The sequence below is a fragment of the Futiania mangrovi genome, assembly GCF_024158125.1.
GTDB classification, from domain to species: Bacteria; Pseudomonadota; Alphaproteobacteria; order Futianiales; family Futianiaceae; genus Futiania; species Futiania mangrovi.
This window is the reverse complement of sequence record NZ_JAMZFT010000001.1, coordinates 334794-352327: the sequence shown is the minus strand read 5'-3', so window position 1 is coordinate 352327 and position 17534 is coordinate 334794. Positions and strand designations below refer to the sequence as shown.

Sequence of the window (17534 nt, the reverse complement as noted above, 5' to 3'; positions counted from 1 at the left end):
ACACCGGCTGCCATTGGGGGTTCTCCCCGTTGGACGGATGCAGATGACGGGCGAACAGCTCTGGCTGGGTATCGGATTTGTCGGGCAGGCACTCTTTTCCGGGCGCTTCCTCGTGCAATGGATCGCGAGCGAAATGCGCCGCGAAAGCATCGTGCCCCTGGCCTTCTGGTGGTTCAGCATCGCGGGCGGCACCACGCTGTTCGCCTATGCCCTGTGGCGCGAAGACCCCGTATTCATCGCGGGGCAGGGCCTCGGCCTGGTCATCTATCTGCGCAATCTCGTGCTGATCGGACGCCGGCGCCGCGAAGATGCGCGCGGGAAGGTCGCGGCATGAGCACGGCAATGGAGACGGGCCCACGGCCGCTGGCCGGGACCGGACGCAGCGCCGCGCTGGCCACGGCAGCAGCCGCCGCCGGCGTCGTGTTCGCCGGCCTGGCCGTGCTCGGCATCGCGGTGCGTCCGCTGCTGCCGGTCGACGAGACCCGCTATGTCGCGGTCGCGTGGGAGATGTGGCGGGACGGGCACATTCTCGTGCCTCACTTCAACGGCGCCGTCTACACGCACAAGCCGCCCCTCCTGTTCTGGCTGATCGACCTCGCCTGGTCCGTCGCGGGCGTGTCGGAGATTGCCGCCCGTCTCGTCGGCCCCGCCTTCGGGGTGCTCTCGGTGCTTCTGACGGGCGCGCTCGCCCGCATCCTTTGGCCCGAGATCCCCGGAGCCGCACGGCGCGCGCCCTGGATCCTCGCGACCCTCGGCGTGTTCCTGGTCTTCGCCTCGCTCACCATGTTCGACGCGATGCTGACCGCGGCGACCCTGCTCGCCATGATCGGCCTAGCGCGCCAGCGGAGGACGCCGGACCGCCTCGGCTGGCTGGGCGTCGGCGCCGCGCTGGCGCTGGGCGCGTTCGCCAAGGGTCCTGTCATTCTTCTCCACGTGATGCCCGTCGCGCTCCTTGCCCCCCTTTGGCGCGACACGGCATCCCGGCCCGCGGCCGGGACCTGGTACCGCGGCGTCGGCCTTGCCTTCCTCTTCGGGCTCGGCCTCGTCTCGGTCTGGCTGGTTCCGGCCGCGGTGTGGGGAGGGCCGGAGTATCGGGACGCCATCCTCTGGCACCAGAGTGCCGACCGCATGGTCTCGTCCTTCGCGCACCGCGAGCCGGCCTGGTTCTTCGTGGCGTTGCTGCCGGCCTTCCTGTGGCCCTGGGGCTGGCGGCCGGCCGTGTTGCGCGCGCTTGGCTCCAGGGCGCTGCTGCGGGACGAAGCCGTCCGGTTCTGCCTCGTCTGGGCGGGGGCGGCCCTCCTCGCCTTCAGCCTGATCAGCGGCAAGCAAATCCACTATCTGCTTCCCGAACTGCCCGCGCTCGCCCTGCTGCTGGCGCGCGCCTGGCCCGGAACGGCAGACACCTCTGCCGCGGAACCAAAGAGATGGCGGCTCCTGCCGCTCGTTCCCGCCTTGCTCATCGTGGCGGGGGCAGCGGCGGTGCTGCTGGGGCTCGTCCCGCATGCCCGGGAGGAAGGTCTCACCGTCGATGCGGCGTCCGTTGCCCTTGCGCTCGGCCTGCTCGCGGCACTCGCAGCCGCCGTCCTCGCCATGCCGAGCCGCTTCGCCGCATGGGCCCTGATCGCGCCCGGAACGCTGCTGATCTTCTACGCCGTGGCGGCCACGCCCCTCCGCACCGTTTATGACAGCGCGCTTCTGGCAGAGGCGGCGGCGCCATATGCGTCCGGCGGCCTTGCCTACACGGGCGGGGACTATCACGGCGAGTTCACCTTCTCCGGCCGCCTCGCAAGCCCGGTCGCGGAACTGCGCATCCCCGGAGAGATCGCGGCCTGGGCCGCCACGCACCCCGGCGGCGCCGTGATCGGCCGCGCGGAACGGATGTCGCCCGGCTGGCCGGCCGTCCGCGAGATCAATTTCCGCGGGCGCCTCTACCGTGTGTGGCCCGTGCCAGATGCCGCACGGCCACCGCAGAAAGGATCCGCGCCGCAATGACGCTCGTCTCCCCCCGCTTTCCCGCCCTCGAAGTTACAGTCGTCATCCCGGCGAGGGACGAAGCCCAGTCGATCGGCACCCTGATCGCCGAGATCGCGGAGGCGCTGTCCGGCATCCGCCACGAGATCGTCGTGGTCGACGACGGCTCCACCGACGACACCTCCGGCAGGGTTGCCGAACTCGCCGGGCGCATGCCGGACCTGCGTTGCCTGCGCCACACCGCGTCGTGCGGCCAGTCGGCCGCGATCCGCACCGGGGTACACGCCGCGCGGGGGACGGTCGTCGCGACGCTCGATGCCGACGGCCAGAACCCCCCGGCAGAACTTCCCCGCCTGGTCGCGCCCTTTCTCTGCGCCGCACCGGACCGCACGCTCGGTCTCGTCCAGGGGCAGCGTGTCGGACGGCGCGACACCGGCTGGAAGAAGGCCGGCTCCCGCCTCGCCAACGCCATTCGCGGCGGGCTTCTGAAGGACGGGGTGCGGGACAGCGGCTGCGGGCTCAAGGCCTTCCCGCGCGAGGTCTACCTGATGCTTCCCTATTTCGACCATATCCACCGCTTCATGCCGGCGATGGTTCAGCGCGAGGGGCTGCGCGTCCAGACCGTCGACGTCGCCCACCGTCCGCGCGTGGCCGGGCGGTCGAAGTACGGCAATCTGCAGCGTGCCCTTGTCGGCATCGTCGACCTTGCGGGCGCCGCCTGGCTAATGCGCCGTCGCCGCCTGCCACGGGTCGAGGCCGTACGGCCTGCGGCGGCTGTGCCCCTTGCCGCCGCCGAGGACACCCGGCCCCCTGCAACGCCTGGTCTGCGGACCCTGCGGGCTCAATCGCCTGCGGGCAAGGCAGGCGGCGCCTGACGCGCCGGATCCGCCCCCGGCGCACGGATCACGCTGCGCACGGGCCTGCGTTGGCTGTAGGGCATCTCGGGACCGTACCCCGCGCGAAGGATGAGCTGGGGCGTCTCGTCGGCAAGTCCCAGCAACGCCGTCAAGCGCGGCCGGAGATGCGGCACCTCCACGGGCTGGTTGAGGAAAGCGCTCGCGAGGCCGAGCGCCGTGGCCTGGAGCTGGAAGCGCTCGCTCGCGCGGCCTGCGTCGACCCAGGTCTCCGGTCCCTCCCCAGCCGCGACGATCACCGCCAGCACTGGAGAGCTTTCGATGTTGCGGCGGTCAGTCCGCGCCTGCGCCTTGCCTGACAGCATCAGTCCCACGAGTGGCCGCGCCAGCCAGTCAGGCAGCGCCGGCTGACCGACAGTACGGCCCGAAAGGCCATCGCCCGTCCGGATCGCCGTGGCATCGGAAAACCGCATCCAGCCGGTCAGCTCCTCCCGGAACGCCGGGTCGTCCAATTGCGCGCGGTCTCCTTCGGCGACGAGGTCGGCGATCCCCGCCCGCATGTCCGCGTCCGTGACGAGCACTGCCCGCGCAAGCCCCACCGTCCCGGCCTGCCGCAGGAGGTCGTGCTGGTGCGCCGGGACCGGCCGGCCGTCATAGGCCGTCTTGACGCATTGCCGCCGCGGGATCGCGAGACAGAGGGCATCCGGCGCGCGCGGCTCGGCCGGCGTGAAATCGATCCGCAGCACCTCCCCGTCCACCGACACGCTGGCTGCATGGGCAAAGGCCTGCGCCCCCTGCACGATGTTCTCTGCCGCGCATCCCAGACTGCGCCACAGGTGGGCATCGTCCGGGTCGACCACCGGGCAGCGGCGGCCGGGATCGGGCCGGATCAGGATGGCGCCAGCCTCCAGGGAGAAGGTCCACGGCTGGGTGTTGTGGCTGTTGGCGGCCAGCGTGCCGAGCCGGACCAGTTCCTCCAGGTCCAGCCCGCCTCCCGCCGGGACACGCAAGGGTGTACGGATGGCAGCGGCGGCAGCAGCATAATCCTGTCGCGACATCGGCACCTCCTCGGAAAACCTGCGGGAGCGTGGCGGCACGAGGCCCGGCGCCGCCATGATCTGCATCACCCGGCGATGCAGCCAACGCGGATATGCCCATCGCCCGCGCCGGATGCAGGCAAGCAATCATCGTCCAGAAAATTAACAATAGTTAACCCACGCTTACACCACCTTCCGCCCAAATCGCGGTGGCGGATAGGCCAACCCATTGCCACATATTCAATTTTCCGCCCCGAACCAAGTGGCCCACTTCTTGCGACCATGGTTAATCACTTCGCCCAGTTGCACAACGGACAGAAGAAAAAGGATCAATTGGGAGTACGGATCATGAAGAAGATTTTCGGCGCCTTTGCCCTGTCCGCAGGGCTTCTGGTGGCATCGATGGCGCATGCGACCGTCCTCGTGGACGAAGACTTCACGGCAGCGACGATCTCGCAGGCGACGCTGACGCCGACCCAGAACCTCAACATGTGGCTCGACCTGCCGAGCGCGCCGGCACGCTGGGGCATCACCAGCGGCGCTGAGTGCGTCGCCCCCTGCGACGGCGACTATGCGCGTCACCTGAATCCGCCGACGGGCGACCACACCAACCTGCTGTACTACGGAATCTCCTCGGCCGTCGTGCCGGCGGGGGCGACGCAGCTTCAGCTGACCTTCGACTTCATCAAGCAGGAGCCGCCGACCACGGACGGCACGGCCTACATCCTGGGCCTGACGGCCGCGGGATCGGTCAGCCCGTTCGCGCCCTGGTTCAGCGGCCCGGACGTGGTGGTTCTGGCCTCGCTCAGCCTCTATAGCGACGTCTGGACCAGCAGCACGCCGATGATTGCGGACCTGGACGGCAAGTACGCGGCCTATGCGATCGCGTTCCAGATGCGGGGCACGGCCGCCGACGGCGGCGTGCGCGGCATCGACAACGTGAACCTGCAGGCCATTCCGGAGCCGGCCGGCCTCGCGATGATCGGCATCGGTCTCCTCGGCCTTGCCGCTGCGGCCCGCCGCAAGGCGCATGCGGCGGCTTGACGCCCAAACGCAGACACACGACCGACAAGGGGGCCGCCAGCGATGGCGGCCCCCTTTTCGCATCCGCTCGCGCGTTCGCGTGCGGGGCCGGGCTTTGCCTCTACGGCCGCTCCGGCGCAAGATGCGGTGGCGGCACGCCCGCGGCGGAGCCGTGCGGCGCAATGAAACCGGGGGAGGACTGAGGATCATGGGCCAACGGCTGAAGGACAAGGTGGCGCTCGTCGTCGGCGCGGGCTCGATCGGGCCCGGCTGGGGCAATGGCAAGGCGGCGGCCGTGCTCTTCGCGCGCGAAGGCGCCCGCGTCATGTGCGCCGACGTGAACGCCGATGCCGCGGCAGAAACCGCCCGCATCATCCGCGACGAAGGCGGCACGGCGGAGGCAGTGCGCGCCGACGTCTCCAGCCACGACGACATCCGCGCCATGGTCGCGGCCTGCACCGGCGCCTTCGGGCGCATCGACGTGCTCGACTACAATGTCGGGCTCGCCCATGTCGGCGGGGTCGTCGACCTGCCGGAGGACGACTGGGACCGCGTCTTCGACGTGAACCTCAAGGGCTGCTACCTCTCCATGAAGCATGTGATCCCGGTGATGGAGGCCCAGGGCGGCGGCTCCATCGTCAACATCTCGTCCGTGGCCTCGATCCGCTACACCGGCGTGCCCTACGCCACTTATTACGCGACCAAGGCGGCGATGAACCACCTGACCCGCACGACGGCGGTCGAGTACGCGCCGAAGAACATCCGCGTGAACGCCGTCCTGCCCGGGCTGATGAAGACGCCGATGGTGGAACATTCCGCGGGTCTCGCCGCTTCATATGGAAAGGGCGACGTGGAGGCGATGTGGCGCGCCCGCGATGCGCAGGTGCCCATGGGTCACATGGGGGACGCCTGGGACGTGGCGCACGCCTGCCTGTTCCTCGCCTCCGACGAGGCGCGCTACGTGACCGGGCTGGAGATGGTCGTCGACGGGGGCCTGACGCTCAAGGTCAGCTGAAACGCACAAAGGGCTCTCCTGCGTTTTTCCGGCGGGAGCATCTGGCAAGCGGTGGATGCGGATGAGCGACTATGACGACAAGCGCGATTTCCGGCGCACGCCCGAGCCGAAGTCCGGGCGCGGGAGCACATCGGGCGGCGATCCGGTCTTCGTGATCCAGGAGCACGACGCGAGCACACTGCACTACGACGTGCGGTTCGAGGTGGACGGCACGCTGAAGTCCTGGGCGGTGCCCAAGGGTCCCTCCACCGACCCGTGCGAGAAGCGCCTCGCCATCCCGACCGAGGACCACCCCCTCGCCTACGCCGATTTCGAGGGCGTGATCCCCGAGGGCGAATACGGCGCGGGCACCGTGCTCGTCTGGGACAAGGGGCCTTACGAGAACATCACGGAAAAGGACGGCAAGACAGTGCCCGCCGCGCGCGCCATTGCAAACGGCCATTTCCTCGTCTGGCTGAAGGGCCGCAAGCTGACCGGCGGCTATGCGCTGCAGCGCACCGGCGAGGGGAAGGACGCGCGCTGGCTGCTCGTGAAGATGGACGACGCGGAAGCGGACGCGCGCCGCAACCCGGTCTCGACCGAGCCGCGCTCGGTGCTGAGCGGGCGCACGCGCGACGAGATCGCCCGCGAAGAGGGGGAGGGCTGAGCATGGTTGGCGATGACCATGGCGCCGTCATCGTGGCCGGCGGGCGCGAGGTCGCCCTCAGCCACCCGGACAAGGTGCTCTTCCCCGCAGACGGCATCACCAAGCGCGACCTTGGCGACTATTACGCCCGCATCGCGGAGGTGGCGCTGCCGCACTACCGGGGCCGCCCGCTCTCGATGGAGCGCTACCCGGACGGCATCGGCGAGGACGGTTTCTTCCAGAAGCACACGCCCGATCACTTTCCCGGCTGGATCGCCCGGGCGGAACTGGAGAAGGAGGACGGCACCGTCACCCATGTGGTGATCGAGGAGGCGGCAACCCTGGTCTACCTCGCAAACCAGGGCATGATCACGCCCCACCTCGGCCTGTCGCGCGTGGACCGCATCGACAGGCCTGACCGGCTCGTGTTCGATCTCGACCCCTCCGACGGCGACTTTGCGAAGGTACAGGACGCGGCACGGTGGGTCCGCGGCATGCTGGAGGAGATGGACGCCGCGCCCTTCGTGCAGACGACGGGCTCGCGCGGGCTGCACGTGGTCGTCCCGCTCGACCGGACGGAGGATTTCGATACGGTGCGCGAGGCCGCGCGCCAGATGTGCGAGGTTCTGGCCGCCCGCCATCCGGAGACGCTGACCAATGCGCAGCGCAAGAAGGACCGCGGCGGCCGCGTCTACCTCGACATTGCGCGCAACGCCTATGGGCAGACATCGGTCGCGCCCTATGGAGTGCGCGCGCGGGCCGGCGCACCGCTCGCGACCCCACTCGATTGGGAGGAGGCGCTGTCGTCCGGCATGACGCCGCAGAAATACAATATCGCCAACATCTTCCGCAGGCTGGGAGCCAAGGACGACCCTTGGGCCAGGATCGCGGACGCGGCGACCGGCGCATCGGCGCTGGTGCGCCGGGCGGGGGAGCTTTCCCCGCCATGAGCGCCACCACCCACGCCCGCTGGATCGGCGCAGGCCTTCTCTATGTCGCGCTCGTCTTTGCCGCCGGGTTCGCCATGGGCGTCGTGCGCGTGCTGCTGCTCGTGCCTGCGCTGGGGGAGACGGGCGCGGTCGCGGCGGAAGTGCCGGTCATGCTCGCGATCTCATGGGCCGCGGCGGGGTTCGCGGCGCGCCGATTCGCCGTCCCGCCGCGCGCCGCGCCGCGCCTTGCCATGGGCGGGCTCGCCTTCGCCGTTCTGATGGCGCTGGAGGCGGCGCTGTCGCTCTGGCTCTTCGGGCGGACTCTGGCCGAGCATCTCTCGGTCTATGCCGAACCTGCCGCCCGCATCGGGCTCGCGGGCCAGGTCGTCTTCGCGCTGATCCCGGCCTTGCGCGCACGGCTCGGGCGCTGAGCGGCCCCGGCCCTCAGGCCCGGTCATCGCCCTAGACGTCCTCGCCCCAGATATCCTCGTCGGCGACCAGGATCGCGTGGACCGCCGCCGCACGCCCCTCCAGCGGCACGCGCGCGGCGCCGAGCACGTCGCTTTCCCCTTGCGCATAATGCACCGCCACCTCGAGGTCGGCGACGCTCGCGCCGGTGTCGAGGATGCGCGCCACCTTCCAGTCCGCGATGTCGCGGCACAGGGCTACGATATCCGACGCCGCCGCCGGCTTCGCGCTCTCGTCTGCTGGGGTCATGGCCTTCGCTCCCTTTCCGTTTTCCGGATCTTGCAGTCAGGCTGGCCGGCACGGTCCGCGCGCGCCTTGACCCGCATCAAGGGGCGGGCCTGCCCCGTCCCCCCTGTCCGCCTTGCGTGCATGGGTGCTTCCCGCGCGGCGGGGGCTACCCGGCACTGTACGGTGGCCCGGGCGCGGCTATGCTCGCGCGCATGGATCCGCTGCTCTTCGCGCTCTCCCTCTGCGCTGCCTTCTGTTTCGGCCTCGGCCTCGTGCTCACGCGGCGCGGGCTATTCGAGATGACGCCGATCCAGGGCGCGTCGATGAGCGTGCCGACGACCGCCGCCGTCCTTCTGCTGATCGCGCCCGCAACCATCGACCTCGGGCAATGGAACACGCATGCCGTGCTGCTGTTCGTCGCGGCGGGGCTGATTTTCCCGGCGGCGGTCACGCTGCTGACCTTCGCGGCGAACCGGCGCATCGGGCCGAACCTGACGGGCGCGCTCGGCAATGTCTCGCCCGCCTTCGCGGTCGCCATCGCCGCGGTGCTGCTGGGCGAACGGCCGAGCCTCCTTCAGCTTGCCGGCCTCACCGCCGTCTGCGTCGGCGGAATGATGTTGTTCGGCGGGCGCAAGACGTCGCTGCCGGGCGTGCCGCTCTGGGCCTTCCTCCTGCCGGTCGCGGCCGCCCTCGTGCGCGGTCTGGCGCAGCCCATGGTGAAGCTGGGTCTGATCGACTGGCCAAACCCGTTCGCGGCCACGACGGTTGCCTATCTCGTCTCGGCGGGCGTGATCCTGGGTATCGCGGCGAGCCGGGGCGTGCCCCCGCGCCTGCCGCGGCGGCGCGCGGATTTGTGGTTCGTGGCGGTGGGGCTCGCCAACGGCGGCGCACTGCTCGCGCTCTACAGCGCGCTGACACTGGGCCCGGTCAAGCTGGTCGCGCCCGTGGTCGCTTGCTATCCGCTGGTGACGCTGGCGCTCAACCGGATGATCCTCGCCGACCGGACGCTCGGCGCCTGGCTGCTGGCGGGCATCCTGGTGACGGTCGCGGGCGTCGTGCTGCTCGTCGCGTCCTGAGGGCGCACATCCCCACGGAAACAAGGGAGAAAAGCCATGACCACAGACACCGTCCGGACCGAGGTCGACGCCCGCGGCGTCGCCACCGTCCGGCTGTCGCGGCCCGAGGTGCACAATGCCTACAATTCCGAGATGATCGCAGGCCTCGCCGCCGCGGTGGAGGCCGCCGCCAGCGATCCGAAGGTGCGCGTCGTGGTGCTCCGCGGCGAGGGCAAGCACTTCCAGGCCGGCGCCGATCTGCGCTGGGTGCGCGCGAACCAGGACCTGACGCAGGAGGAGAACTTCGCCATCTCGCGCGCCACGACGCAGGCGGTGCGCACCCTCAACGAACTGCCAAAGCCTACCATCGCGCTCGTTCACGGCGGCTGCTTCGGCGGCGGCACCGGCATGGTCGCGGCCTGCGACGTGGTCGTCGCGTCCGAGGATGCGATCTTCGCCATCACCGAGACGCGCTGGGGCCTCGTGCCCACCCCGATCCTGCCGCAACTCGTCGCGCGCATGGGCCTCAAGAACGTGCGCCGCTACGCGCTTTCGAGCGAGCGGTTCGGTGCGGCGCGCGCCCGCGAGGTGGGCCTCGTCGACGAGGTGTGCACGCAAGGCGGGCTCGACGCTGCCGCCGCGCCCGTGATCGACGCCTTCCTGATGGCGGGTCCCGAGGCCATCGCGGGGACGAAGGCGCTGGCGCTTGAGCTTGGCAATGCGCTGGTGGATGCAGGTCTGTCGGACCGGTTGTCGCAGTTCCATGCCCGCACGCGCACGGGCGCGGAGGCGACCGAGGGGCTCGAAAGCTTCCTGCAGAAGCGCAAGCCCGCGTGGTACCCGGGAGAGGGCTAAGGGCCCGGGTCTGCGGGCTGGGGGCCTGGTGTCTCAGCCGGTCCGCCGGACCCACACCGGCAGCAGCCCCTGCCGGCCGCGGATCTGCTGCGGGGGCAATTCCTGGAAGCCCTTGAGCAGGCGGCGGGCGCGCGGGTGCCCTTGCGCCTCCGCCGCGACCGCGTCGGAGATGGCGATGACCGCTCCTTCCTCCTTCGCCAGCGCTTCCAGCCGGCTTGCGACATTGACCGTGTCGCCCGTCGGCGTGACGTCGGGCAGGTCGTCGCCGCCCAGACGCGCCACCGTGACAGGCCCCGCGTGGATGCCGATGCGGATGCCGACCGGGACCGCGCCCTTCTTCTGCTCGACCACGTTCCACGCCTCGACCTGGCGGCACAGGCGCAAGGCCGCCGTCAGTGCCGCGACGGGCGGCGAATGCACCCCGCCCGCCTGCGCGAAGACCGCCATCGCGCCGTCGCCCATGTACTTCTCCACGCGCCCGCCCGCGGCGCGCACGGCCTGCTCCGTCATCCGGTGAAAGCGCCGCAGCCGGTCGACCGCAACGTCGGACGCCGCGCTTTCGGCCAGCGCCGTCGAACCCGCCATGTCCACGAACATGATCGTCGCGACCTGCCGGCCTTCGCGCGCGGGCTGCGCCTGCCCGCCGCGCGCGCGGTTCACGGCGGCGAGCGCGGCCCCCCCGCCTGCTCCGAGCGCGGTCGCAAGCGCGGGCAGCACGACCGGCACGGCCAGGTACGCGCTCGTGAATGCCATCTGCGCCACCGTGCCCTCCGCGAGAACGAGCACGCCCGCAGCCAGCGCCGCCCACCGGCCCGGAAGCCACCAGCCCGCCGCCGCCGCCAGCACCGCGCCCGCGAGGATCACCACGAGGCCAAGTCCCATCGCTGCCGTGCCCTCGCGCAGGGCGCGCCCGGTCAGCAGATTGTCGGTGACGGTTGCCAGCACCTCCACGCCCGTCACATCCGGCGCGAAGGCCGTTGCGAAACTGTCGCCGACCGCCGCCACGTTGGTACCGATGAGCACCGCGCGCCCGGCGATGCGTTCGGTGTCGACCGCGCCGTCGAGCAGCGCGTGCAGCGTGACCGTCTCGACATGCCCCGCACCACCCAGGAGGTTGATCCCGGCGCGGAAGTCCTGTGCCGCCTCCAGCCGCAAGCCGCCGAGGTCGATCCCCTCGCCCGGCAAGACTGTCACGTCGGCGGGTGCTGCCCCCTTCGCCATGCGGACCAGTTCCACCGGGAGTGCGGGGACGAAACTCGCGCCGAGCGGTATGGCGAGGCGCATCGCGCGCGGCTGTCCGCTTGCGCCCATGTCCAGCATGACATGGCCGAGGCGTGCCGCATTCCGGAACGGTGCCAGCGGCAGGAGGAAGGAAACGGGCGCGGCCTCCACCGACCCTGGGGCCGCGTCCGCCGGCCAATAGACGGTGTCGTAGGACGCGGCCAGCAGGCCGGCGCTCTCATCGGCCGAAAGCGCGGACGCCTTGCCCGCCTCCGCCGCGACGGCGATCACGGCGGGGGCCGGCAGTGCCAGCGCCTCCATCAGCCTGGCATCGGCGGCCGTCCGCCCGCCCTCGTCCACCAGCAGCAGGTCGACTCCGATCGCCGCCGCGCCCGCCTCGCGCAGCGCGCTCACCGCGCGCGCCAGCACCTCGCGCGGCAAGGGCCAGCCGCCTGCCGACGCCGCTGTCTCGTCGGTGATCATCACGATCAGCACGCCACCGCCTGGCGCGAGGGGGCCGCGCAGGCGGAACCGCCAGTCCCGCGTCATCTCCTCCAGTCCGGCGACCACCGGCACCCGGTCCTGAACCGGCAGGGCGGTGGCGGCCACCAGCGCGGCCAGAAGTCCCGCCCCCAGCGCCCGGATCATTGCCGGCCGGGCACTGGCCCGAGGCCGAGCCGGGCAAGCGCGGCGTCGATGCGCTTCTGGCCCCAGCGCTTGGGCGGTTGCGGCGGCTCGCCCGCCGGCACGTCGGTGCCCTCGCCATGCGCGAGGACGACGGACGTGCCCCCCGCGAGGCCCCGCACCTCGACCTTGCCTGCACTGACGAAAACGGCGCTCGTCTCCGGCTCCGCCAGCACGAGCCAGGCGGTGGAGCGGGCCGCCGCAATCGCCGTCGGTGTCGCCACCGCGTGCGCGGAGGGCGCGCGCGCATCGATCACCATGCGGACCACGCCCTCGAACAGGCGGACGAGGCCGCCTGGACGCGGGGCGGCGCCCCGGCGCGCGCCGGTCAGGTGAAGCATGCTGTCATGGCCCACGCGCAGCCGTGCGCCGTCGAGGAACAGGATCTCCGCGCGCCCGGCCGCGCCGGTGCTGATCCGGTCGCCGCGATGCACGGCAGTGCCGACGACGGCGGGCGCCTGGCCGCCGGGGCGCAGCAGCGCGACATCCCCCTCGACATGGACGAGTTGCCCCGTCACGGGCGGGGCGGCCGTCCCTTGCGCGTGCGCGGGCATGGCACCGCCGAGGCCCAGGACCAGCGCCCCGAAGAACGCGCCGAACATTCCTGCGACTGCGGACAGACGGATAACCGGGGGCAGACCACGCAACCGGCACCCCCGGAAAAGGGCTTCGGTCATCTCTCTTCCCCTCTTGCCTGCACGCCCCCGCACCATGCAGGCGGGCTTCAGGCACCCCGGCACGATACAGGCGCACCGCCCCCGTGGCCAGCCCGCGCCCATGCCCGGCGCCGATGCCGGGGGCGCATTCCAACCATGCGGGGCCCCGAAAGCCATTGATGCAGCGGGATGAACGGGCAACGATACCGGACGGACACGACACCGGAAGAAGCAAGACGGGCGCGAAAGCCCGTGCAGCGGGGGGATCAGGTGACGACGGCATGGATCGCGGGCGTGGGCGACACGTCCTTCGGACGGCACGAGGGCGTGGACACGCTCGACCTCATGTCGGCGGCGACGCGCGCCGCGCTTGACGACGCGGGCATGACCCGCGCCGACGTGGACGGGGTGCTGACAGGCTATTCGACGGCCATGCCGCACCTGATGCTCGCCTCGCTCTTTGCCGAGCATTTCGGCCTCGATCCCAGCTATTGCCACAGCATGCAGATGGGCGGCGGCACCGGCTGCGGCCTCGTCATGCTGGCGAAACTCCTCGTGGAATCGGGCCAGTGCGACACCGTGCTCGTCGCTGCGGGCGAGAACCGGCTGACCAGCACCGGCGGGCGCGACAGCGTGATCCAGACGCTGGCGCAAGTGGGTCACGCCACGCAGGAGGTCCCCTTCGGCGCGACCATCCCGGGTTATTACGGCCTGCTCGCCTCGGCCTACATGGCCGCCTACGGCATTACCGAGGAGGACCTGGCCGAGCTTGCGGTCCTGATGCGCACGCACGCCGCGCTGCACCCCGGCTCCCACCTGACCGACCCGATCACGGTGGCGGACGTCATGGCCTCGCGCCCCATCGCGACGCCGCTCAAGCTGCTCGACTGCTGCCCGATCTCGGACGGCGGCGTGGCGGTCATCGTGACCGCCGACAAGACCCGTTCGAAGGGCGTCCGGCTCGCGGGCGCGGGGCAGGCGCACCAGCACCAGCACATCTCCGCCGCCCCCAGCCTCAGCCAGTTCGGCGGCGGCCCGGCGGCGGCGCGCGCGTTCGCGCAAGCGGGCCTCACGCCGAAGGACGTGGAGGTCGCGGGCGTCTACGACAGCTTCACGATCACCGCCGCGATCCTGCTGGAGGAGATCGGACTGGCCGAGCGGGGCGAGGCCGCGGCACGCGCCCGCGCAGGCGACTTCGGCCCGAAGGGTGTGCTGCCGCTCAACACGCACGGCGGGCTTCTGTCCTTCGGCCACTCCGGCGTCGCGGGCGGCATGGCCCATTTCGTCGAGGTGGTGCGCCAGATGCTGGGCAAGGCGGATGCCCGCCAGATGCCCGCGCGACCGGAGATCGGCTTCGTCCACGGCGACGGCGGGATCCTGTCCTCGCACGTCAGCCTTCTCCTCACCCAGTCCTGAGCCAAGAGGGGAGAGACCGCCCATGCGCGCCCTGCTCGACCGCTACCGCGCCGATGCCGAGGCCGGCCGCCTCGCCTTCCAGTCCTGCCGCGCGTGCGGGGCGAACCAAGCCTTCCTACGCCCGTTCTGCCAGGCCTGCGGCAGCGAGGACATCGACTGGCGCCACGCCGCGGGCGGGGGGACGGTTGCGGCCCACTCCGTCCTGCACCGCGCGCCCACGCCCGACTACCGCGCCAAGGTGCCCTATGCGATCGCGCTCGTGGACCTCGACGAGGGCGTGCGGGTGATGACCCACGCCGATCTCGACCTGTCCGTCGGCCAGCGCGTCGCGCTCTCCTTCGCCCCGCACGAGAGCGCCGAGGGCACCCTGCACCTGCCCCGCGTCTCCGCAGCCGAGTGAGGGTGCCAGGTCCCATGAGCCTCGATGCCTTCCTCAACCCGCGCTCGGTCGCCATCGTCGGTGCGTCCGACAATCCCGACAAGATCGGCGGGCGGCCCATCCACTACATGCAGAAGTTCGGCTACACGGGCACGCTCTACCCGGTGAACCCGGCGCGCGAGCAGGTGCAGGGCCTGAAGTCCTACCCCGACCTCGCCTCCCTGCCCGAGGCGCCGGAGGCCGCCATCATCGCTGTCGCGGGCTCCGCGGCAATCGCCGCGGTTGAGGAGTGCGCGCGCGCCGGCGTCAAGGCCGCCGTGATCATGGCGAGCGGCTTCGGCGAGACCGGCCCCGAAGGCAAGGCGCAGGAAGCGGCCATGCGCGCCATGGCGCACGCGGCGGGCATGCGCCTCGTCGGGCCGAACAGCCAGGGGCTCGCCAACTTCGGCAATGGCGCGATCCTCTCCTTCTCGACCATGTTCATAGAGAGCCCGCCGCAGGACGGCCCCGTTGCCTGCATCAGCCAGTCGGGCGCGATGAGCGTCGTGCCCTACGGCATGCTGAGGGCGCGCGGCATCGGCCTGCGCCACACGCACGCAACCGGCAACGACTGCGACGTGACGGTGGGGGAACTGGCGGCCGCCGTCGTGCAGGACCCCGGCGTCAAGCTGCTGCTGCTCTATCTCGAAACCTTCAACGACCCGGAAAACCTCGCCCACGCGGCGGAGATCGCGCGCGATCGCGGCGTGCCGATCATCGCGGTGAAGTCCGGCCGGTCGGAGGACGGCAAGCGCGCGGCCGCAAGCCACACCGGCGCGCTCGCCACCGCCGACCGCGTGGTCGACGCCTTTTTCGAACGCCACGGCATCTGGCGCGCGAACGGCATGCTGGAGCTTGTCCACGCCGCCGAGCTTTACCTGCAGGGCTGGAAACCGAAGGGCCGCAAGCTGGCCGTCATCTCCAACAGCGGCGCGACCTGCGTGCTGTCGGCGGACGCCGCCGACCGGGCCGGGCTGCCGCTCGCCCGCCTCGCGCCGGCAACCGAGACGCGGCTGAAGGAGATCCTGCCCTCCTTCGCCGCAAGCTCGAACCCCATCGACATCACCGCGGCGCTGCTCAGCAATTCCGGGCTGTTCGGCGACGTGCTGCCGGTCGCGGGCAACGATCCGGACGTCGACCTCTTCCTCATCGGCATCCCGGTGAGCGGGCGCGGTTACGATTATCCGCGCTATGCGAAGGACGCGGGCGCCTTCATGCGCGAAAGCGGCAAGGCCGTCGTGCTCGCCGCACCCCAGGCCATCGTGCGCGACGCCTTCGTGGCGGAGGGCGTTCCCGCCTTCGAGACGGAGGACGAGGCGGTCGCCGCGCTCGCCCAGTTCACCGGCCATCATGCGATCATGGCCGCGGCAAAGCCCGCCGCGCTCGCGCCCAAGGGGCCGTCGGGGGACGTACGCACCCGCTTCCTCGACGAACACCGTTCCCTCAGCTTGCTGGAGCGACACGGGCTCCCCGCCGTCGAGCGGCGGCTGTGCCACAGCCTTGCCGAGGCGCAGGCCTTCCAGGTCCATGTCGGCGGGCCCATCGTGCTCAAGGCCTGTTCCGCCGCCCTGCCGCACAAGAGCGAGCATGGCCTCGTGCACCTGAAGCTGGCCGACGCGGACGCCATCGCGCGCGCCTGGCGGGACATCGAGACGCACGCGGCCGGTCTCGGCGTGGCGCTCGACGGCATCCTCGCCGCCCGCATGGCGTCGGGTGCGCGGGAGCTGATCGTGGGCGGCCGCCTCGACCCCATGTTCGGCCCGGTGGTCACGCTGGGCGACGGCGGCATCCTGGTCGAGGCGATGCCCGACAGCACGCTGCTGCTCCCCCACTTCGACGCGGAGGACGTGCGCGCGGCGCTGATGAAGCTGCGCATCGCGCCGCTCTTCCGGGGCGTGCGGGGCCAGCCGCCGCTCGACGTCGCGGGGATCGCGCGCGCGGCCCGCGCGGTTGCCGGCCTGCTGATCGAGGGCGGGGGCCGCGTGACCTCGGTCGACGTGAACCCGGTGCTCGTCTCCTCCGACGGTGCGGTCGCCATCGACGCGCTCGTCGAGGGGACGGAGCCCGAGGCCCTCTGCTGACACGCAAAAAGGGCGGCCCCGGCGGGCCGCCCCGCGGGCCAAGCCCCTTACCAATTGTGTTGATCGTTGCGACCAGGGCGGTCGCGACCATCAAGAGGGCGTTCGTCCGCTTCGAGCTCTTAGCGGACGGTCACGAATAATCGCCGGTGCGCTACCCCCTACAGTCAATCGTTTATCCAATCATAGCTTGCCACCAGACCGGTAAGCACAATCGACCAAATTGCTCCATTGACCTTATCAAGCTCACGAAAGGAGATTTTACGATGATTTTTTCGATCCCAATATTCTAAGACCTGACCGCCGACCAAGAAAGTTCCATGACTGATTGCATTTCGAAGGCGTCGAACCTCATCGTTTCGCAATAGATTCATCGTTGCGGAAAAATGTGCGCGCGGATTTCTCCTATGTACTCTGCTCAAGGCATTTACGAATTCTTCCGTTCGACCCAAAACAACCGAAACAAATGTTCTGTAAAGGATGGAGTTGGATGCAAGTGCATCCGCTTGCATAAAGAAAAACACATCCGCGGGAATGTCACTTGGCGGCGGTCGCAGTGAAGCCATGATTTCTGGGCGACTTGCCAGTTCGCCAAGAATGGATGACATACTCCAAGCAACATTTGCCTGCCCCAACGCTGCGTTTAATAGGCCAAGTTCTCTACCGTCTCTCCTAAGAATTTCACTAAAAGATGTATCGCTTGCGTGGCTTTCCCATGCTTCAAGAACTCTTTGTAGCGATTCGTGAATTTCGATTGGCTGCAGCCTGCTTTGGCTTGGCATTTGCAACTTTCTGTTTTCAACCGGACTGGTGTAGTTGGTGTATAGCACGCGAAGAGATCGTCCAAGATTTCAACGCGAAGCTGGTGCCAAAACGATATGAACCGTGTCCAGCGCAAACGCCCGCGATGTCCCGCACAGCCGACATCCGAGACGATGCAACTATCCTCGCAGCTATCTGCGAGGGCATTTGCCTGTTAGAATCACATTGGCCATGCGTGT

18 protein-coding genes are annotated in these 17534 nt (G+C 70.1%); 13 read left to right on the top strand and 5 right to left on the bottom strand.

Annotated features, from left to right (window positions below; genetic code table 11):
* Positions 1 to 43 precede the first annotated feature (43 nt).
* From NJQ99_RS01685 to NJQ99_RS01675, 3 genes are read left to right on the top strand one after another with little or no spacing between them, the layout of a single operon-like run.
* Positions 44 to 334, top strand: a complete 291-nt coding sequence (locus NJQ99_RS01685; protein ID WP_269331069.1) for a lipid-A-disaccharide synthase N-terminal domain-containing protein — start codon at positions 44 to 46, stop codon at positions 332 to 334.
* A complete protein-coding gene (locus NJQ99_RS01680) occupies positions 331 to 1992 on the top strand; it encodes an ArnT family glycosyltransferase (RefSeq protein ID WP_269331068.1) in 1662 nt (553 codons plus the stop codon). The genes NJQ99_RS01685 and NJQ99_RS01680 overlap by 4 nt, the downstream gene beginning before the upstream one ends.
* On the top strand, positions 1989 to 2846 hold the full coding sequence (locus NJQ99_RS01675) for a glycosyltransferase family 2 protein (protein WP_269331067.1): 858 nt from the start codon (positions 1989 to 1991) through the stop codon (positions 2844 to 2846). Before NJQ99_RS01680 ends, NJQ99_RS01675 begins: the two co-directional genes overlap by 4 nt.
* Here NJQ99_RS01675 and NJQ99_RS01670 read toward each other — a convergent pair.
* Positions 2813 to 3883, bottom strand: a complete 1071-nt coding sequence (locus NJQ99_RS01670; RefSeq protein WP_269331066.1) for an Acg family FMN-binding oxidoreductase — start codon at positions 3881 to 3883, stop codon at positions 2813 to 2815. The two genes, NJQ99_RS01675 and NJQ99_RS01670, sit on opposite strands and share 34 nt — an antisense overlap.
* A 327-nt stretch (positions 3884 to 4210) precedes the next feature.
* Here NJQ99_RS01670 and NJQ99_RS01665 point away from each other — a divergent pair, with 327 nt between their 5' ends.
* The 5 genes from NJQ99_RS01665 to NJQ99_RS01645 all read left to right on the top strand — a co-directional run bounded on the left by NJQ99_RS01665 (position 4211) and on the right by NJQ99_RS01645 (position 7885).
* Positions 4211 to 4906 carry a PEP-CTERM sorting domain-containing protein gene (locus NJQ99_RS01665; protein WP_269331065.1) on the top strand — a complete coding sequence of 232 codons (696 nt, stop codon included), beginning with the start codon at positions 4211 to 4213 and terminating at the stop codon, positions 4904 to 4906.
* A 187-nt stretch (positions 4907 to 5093) separates the two neighbouring features.
* Positions 5094 to 5900 carry an SDR family NAD(P)-dependent oxidoreductase gene (locus NJQ99_RS01660; RefSeq protein WP_269331064.1) on the top strand — a complete coding sequence of 269 codons (807 nt, stop codon included), beginning with the start codon at positions 5094 to 5096 and terminating at the stop codon, positions 5898 to 5900.
* A 55-nt stretch (positions 5901 to 5955) separates the two neighbouring features.
* Entirely contained in the window at positions 5956 to 6546 is a 591-nt protein-coding gene (locus NJQ99_RS01655) for a DNA polymerase ligase N-terminal domain-containing protein (RefSeq protein ID WP_269331063.1), read from the top strand.
* Between the two features lie 2 nt (positions 6547 to 6548).
* Positions 6549 to 7475 carry a non-homologous end-joining DNA ligase gene (gene ligD, locus NJQ99_RS01650; RefSeq protein ID WP_269331062.1) on the top strand — a complete coding sequence of 309 codons (927 nt, stop codon included), beginning with the start codon at positions 6549 to 6551 and terminating at the stop codon, positions 7473 to 7475.
* Positions 7472 to 7885, top strand: a complete 414-nt coding sequence (locus tag NJQ99_RS01645) for a hypothetical protein (protein ID WP_269331061.1) — start codon at positions 7472 to 7474, stop codon at positions 7883 to 7885. The genes ligD and NJQ99_RS01645 overlap by 4 nt, the downstream gene beginning before the upstream one ends.
* Before the next feature lie 31 nt (positions 7886 to 7916).
* Here the strand turns inward: NJQ99_RS01645 and NJQ99_RS01640 are convergent, their stop codons facing one another.
* Entirely contained in the window at positions 7917 to 8171 is a 255-nt protein-coding gene (locus tag NJQ99_RS01640; RefSeq protein ID WP_269331060.1) for a hypothetical protein, read from the bottom strand.
* Positions 8172 to 8350: 179 nt separating this feature from the next.
* On the opposite strand from NJQ99_RS01640, the gene NJQ99_RS01635 reads away from it, so the two are divergent.
* Both NJQ99_RS01635 and NJQ99_RS01630 read left to right on the top strand, forming a co-directional pair.
* Positions 8351 to 9226, top strand: a complete 876-nt coding sequence (locus tag NJQ99_RS01635) for a DMT family transporter (RefSeq protein ID WP_269331059.1) — start codon at positions 8351 to 8353, stop codon at positions 9224 to 9226.
* Positions 9227 to 9262: 36 nt separating this feature from the next.
* Complete coding sequence (locus NJQ99_RS01630; protein WP_269331058.1) at positions 9263 to 10060, top strand: enoyl-CoA hydratase-related protein; 798 nt, start codon at positions 9263 to 9265, stop codon at positions 10058 to 10060.
* Between the two features lie 33 nt (positions 10061 to 10093).
* Here NJQ99_RS01630 and NJQ99_RS01625 read toward each other — a convergent pair whose 3' ends face one another.
* Both NJQ99_RS01625 and NJQ99_RS01620 read right to left on the bottom strand, forming a co-directional pair.
* Positions 10094 to 11929: a CHASE2 domain-containing protein gene (locus tag NJQ99_RS01625; RefSeq protein WP_269331057.1), complete on the bottom strand. Its 1836-nt coding sequence runs from the start codon at positions 11927 to 11929 to the stop codon at positions 10094 to 10096.
* The gene (locus tag NJQ99_RS01620) at positions 11926 to 12567 is read right to left on the bottom strand and encodes a FecR family protein (RefSeq protein WP_269331056.1); all 642 of its coding nucleotides are present in this window, start codon (positions 12565 to 12567) and stop codon (positions 11926 to 11928) included. The genes NJQ99_RS01625 and NJQ99_RS01620 overlap by 4 nt, the downstream gene beginning before the upstream one ends.
* A gap of 324 nt (positions 12568 to 12891) precedes the next feature.
* Here NJQ99_RS01620 and NJQ99_RS01615 point away from each other — a divergent pair, with 324 nt between their 5' ends.
* The 3 genes from NJQ99_RS01615 to NJQ99_RS01605 are packed head-to-tail and all read left to right on the top strand — an operon-like array spanning position 12892 to position 16536.
* A complete protein-coding gene (locus tag NJQ99_RS01615) occupies positions 12892 to 14037 on the top strand; it encodes a thiolase family protein (protein ID WP_269331055.1) in 1146 nt (381 codons plus the stop codon).
* A gap of 22 nt (positions 14038 to 14059) precedes the next feature.
* A complete protein-coding gene (locus tag NJQ99_RS01610) occupies positions 14060 to 14437 on the top strand; it encodes a Zn-ribbon domain-containing OB-fold protein (RefSeq protein ID WP_269331054.1) in 378 nt (125 codons plus the stop codon).
* Between the two features lie 14 nt (positions 14438 to 14451).
* Positions 14452 to 16536 carry an acetate--CoA ligase family protein gene (locus NJQ99_RS01605; protein ID WP_269331053.1) on the top strand — a complete coding sequence of 695 codons (2085 nt, stop codon included), beginning with the start codon at positions 14452 to 14454 and terminating at the stop codon, positions 16534 to 16536.
* A 164-nt stretch (positions 16537 to 16700) separates the two neighbouring features.
* Here NJQ99_RS01605 and NJQ99_RS01600 read toward each other — a convergent pair whose 3' ends face one another.
* A complete protein-coding gene (locus tag NJQ99_RS01600) occupies positions 16701 to 17363 on the bottom strand; it encodes a hypothetical protein (protein ID WP_269331052.1) in 663 nt (220 codons plus the stop codon).
* Between the last annotated feature and the right edge of the window lie 171 nt (positions 17364 to 17534).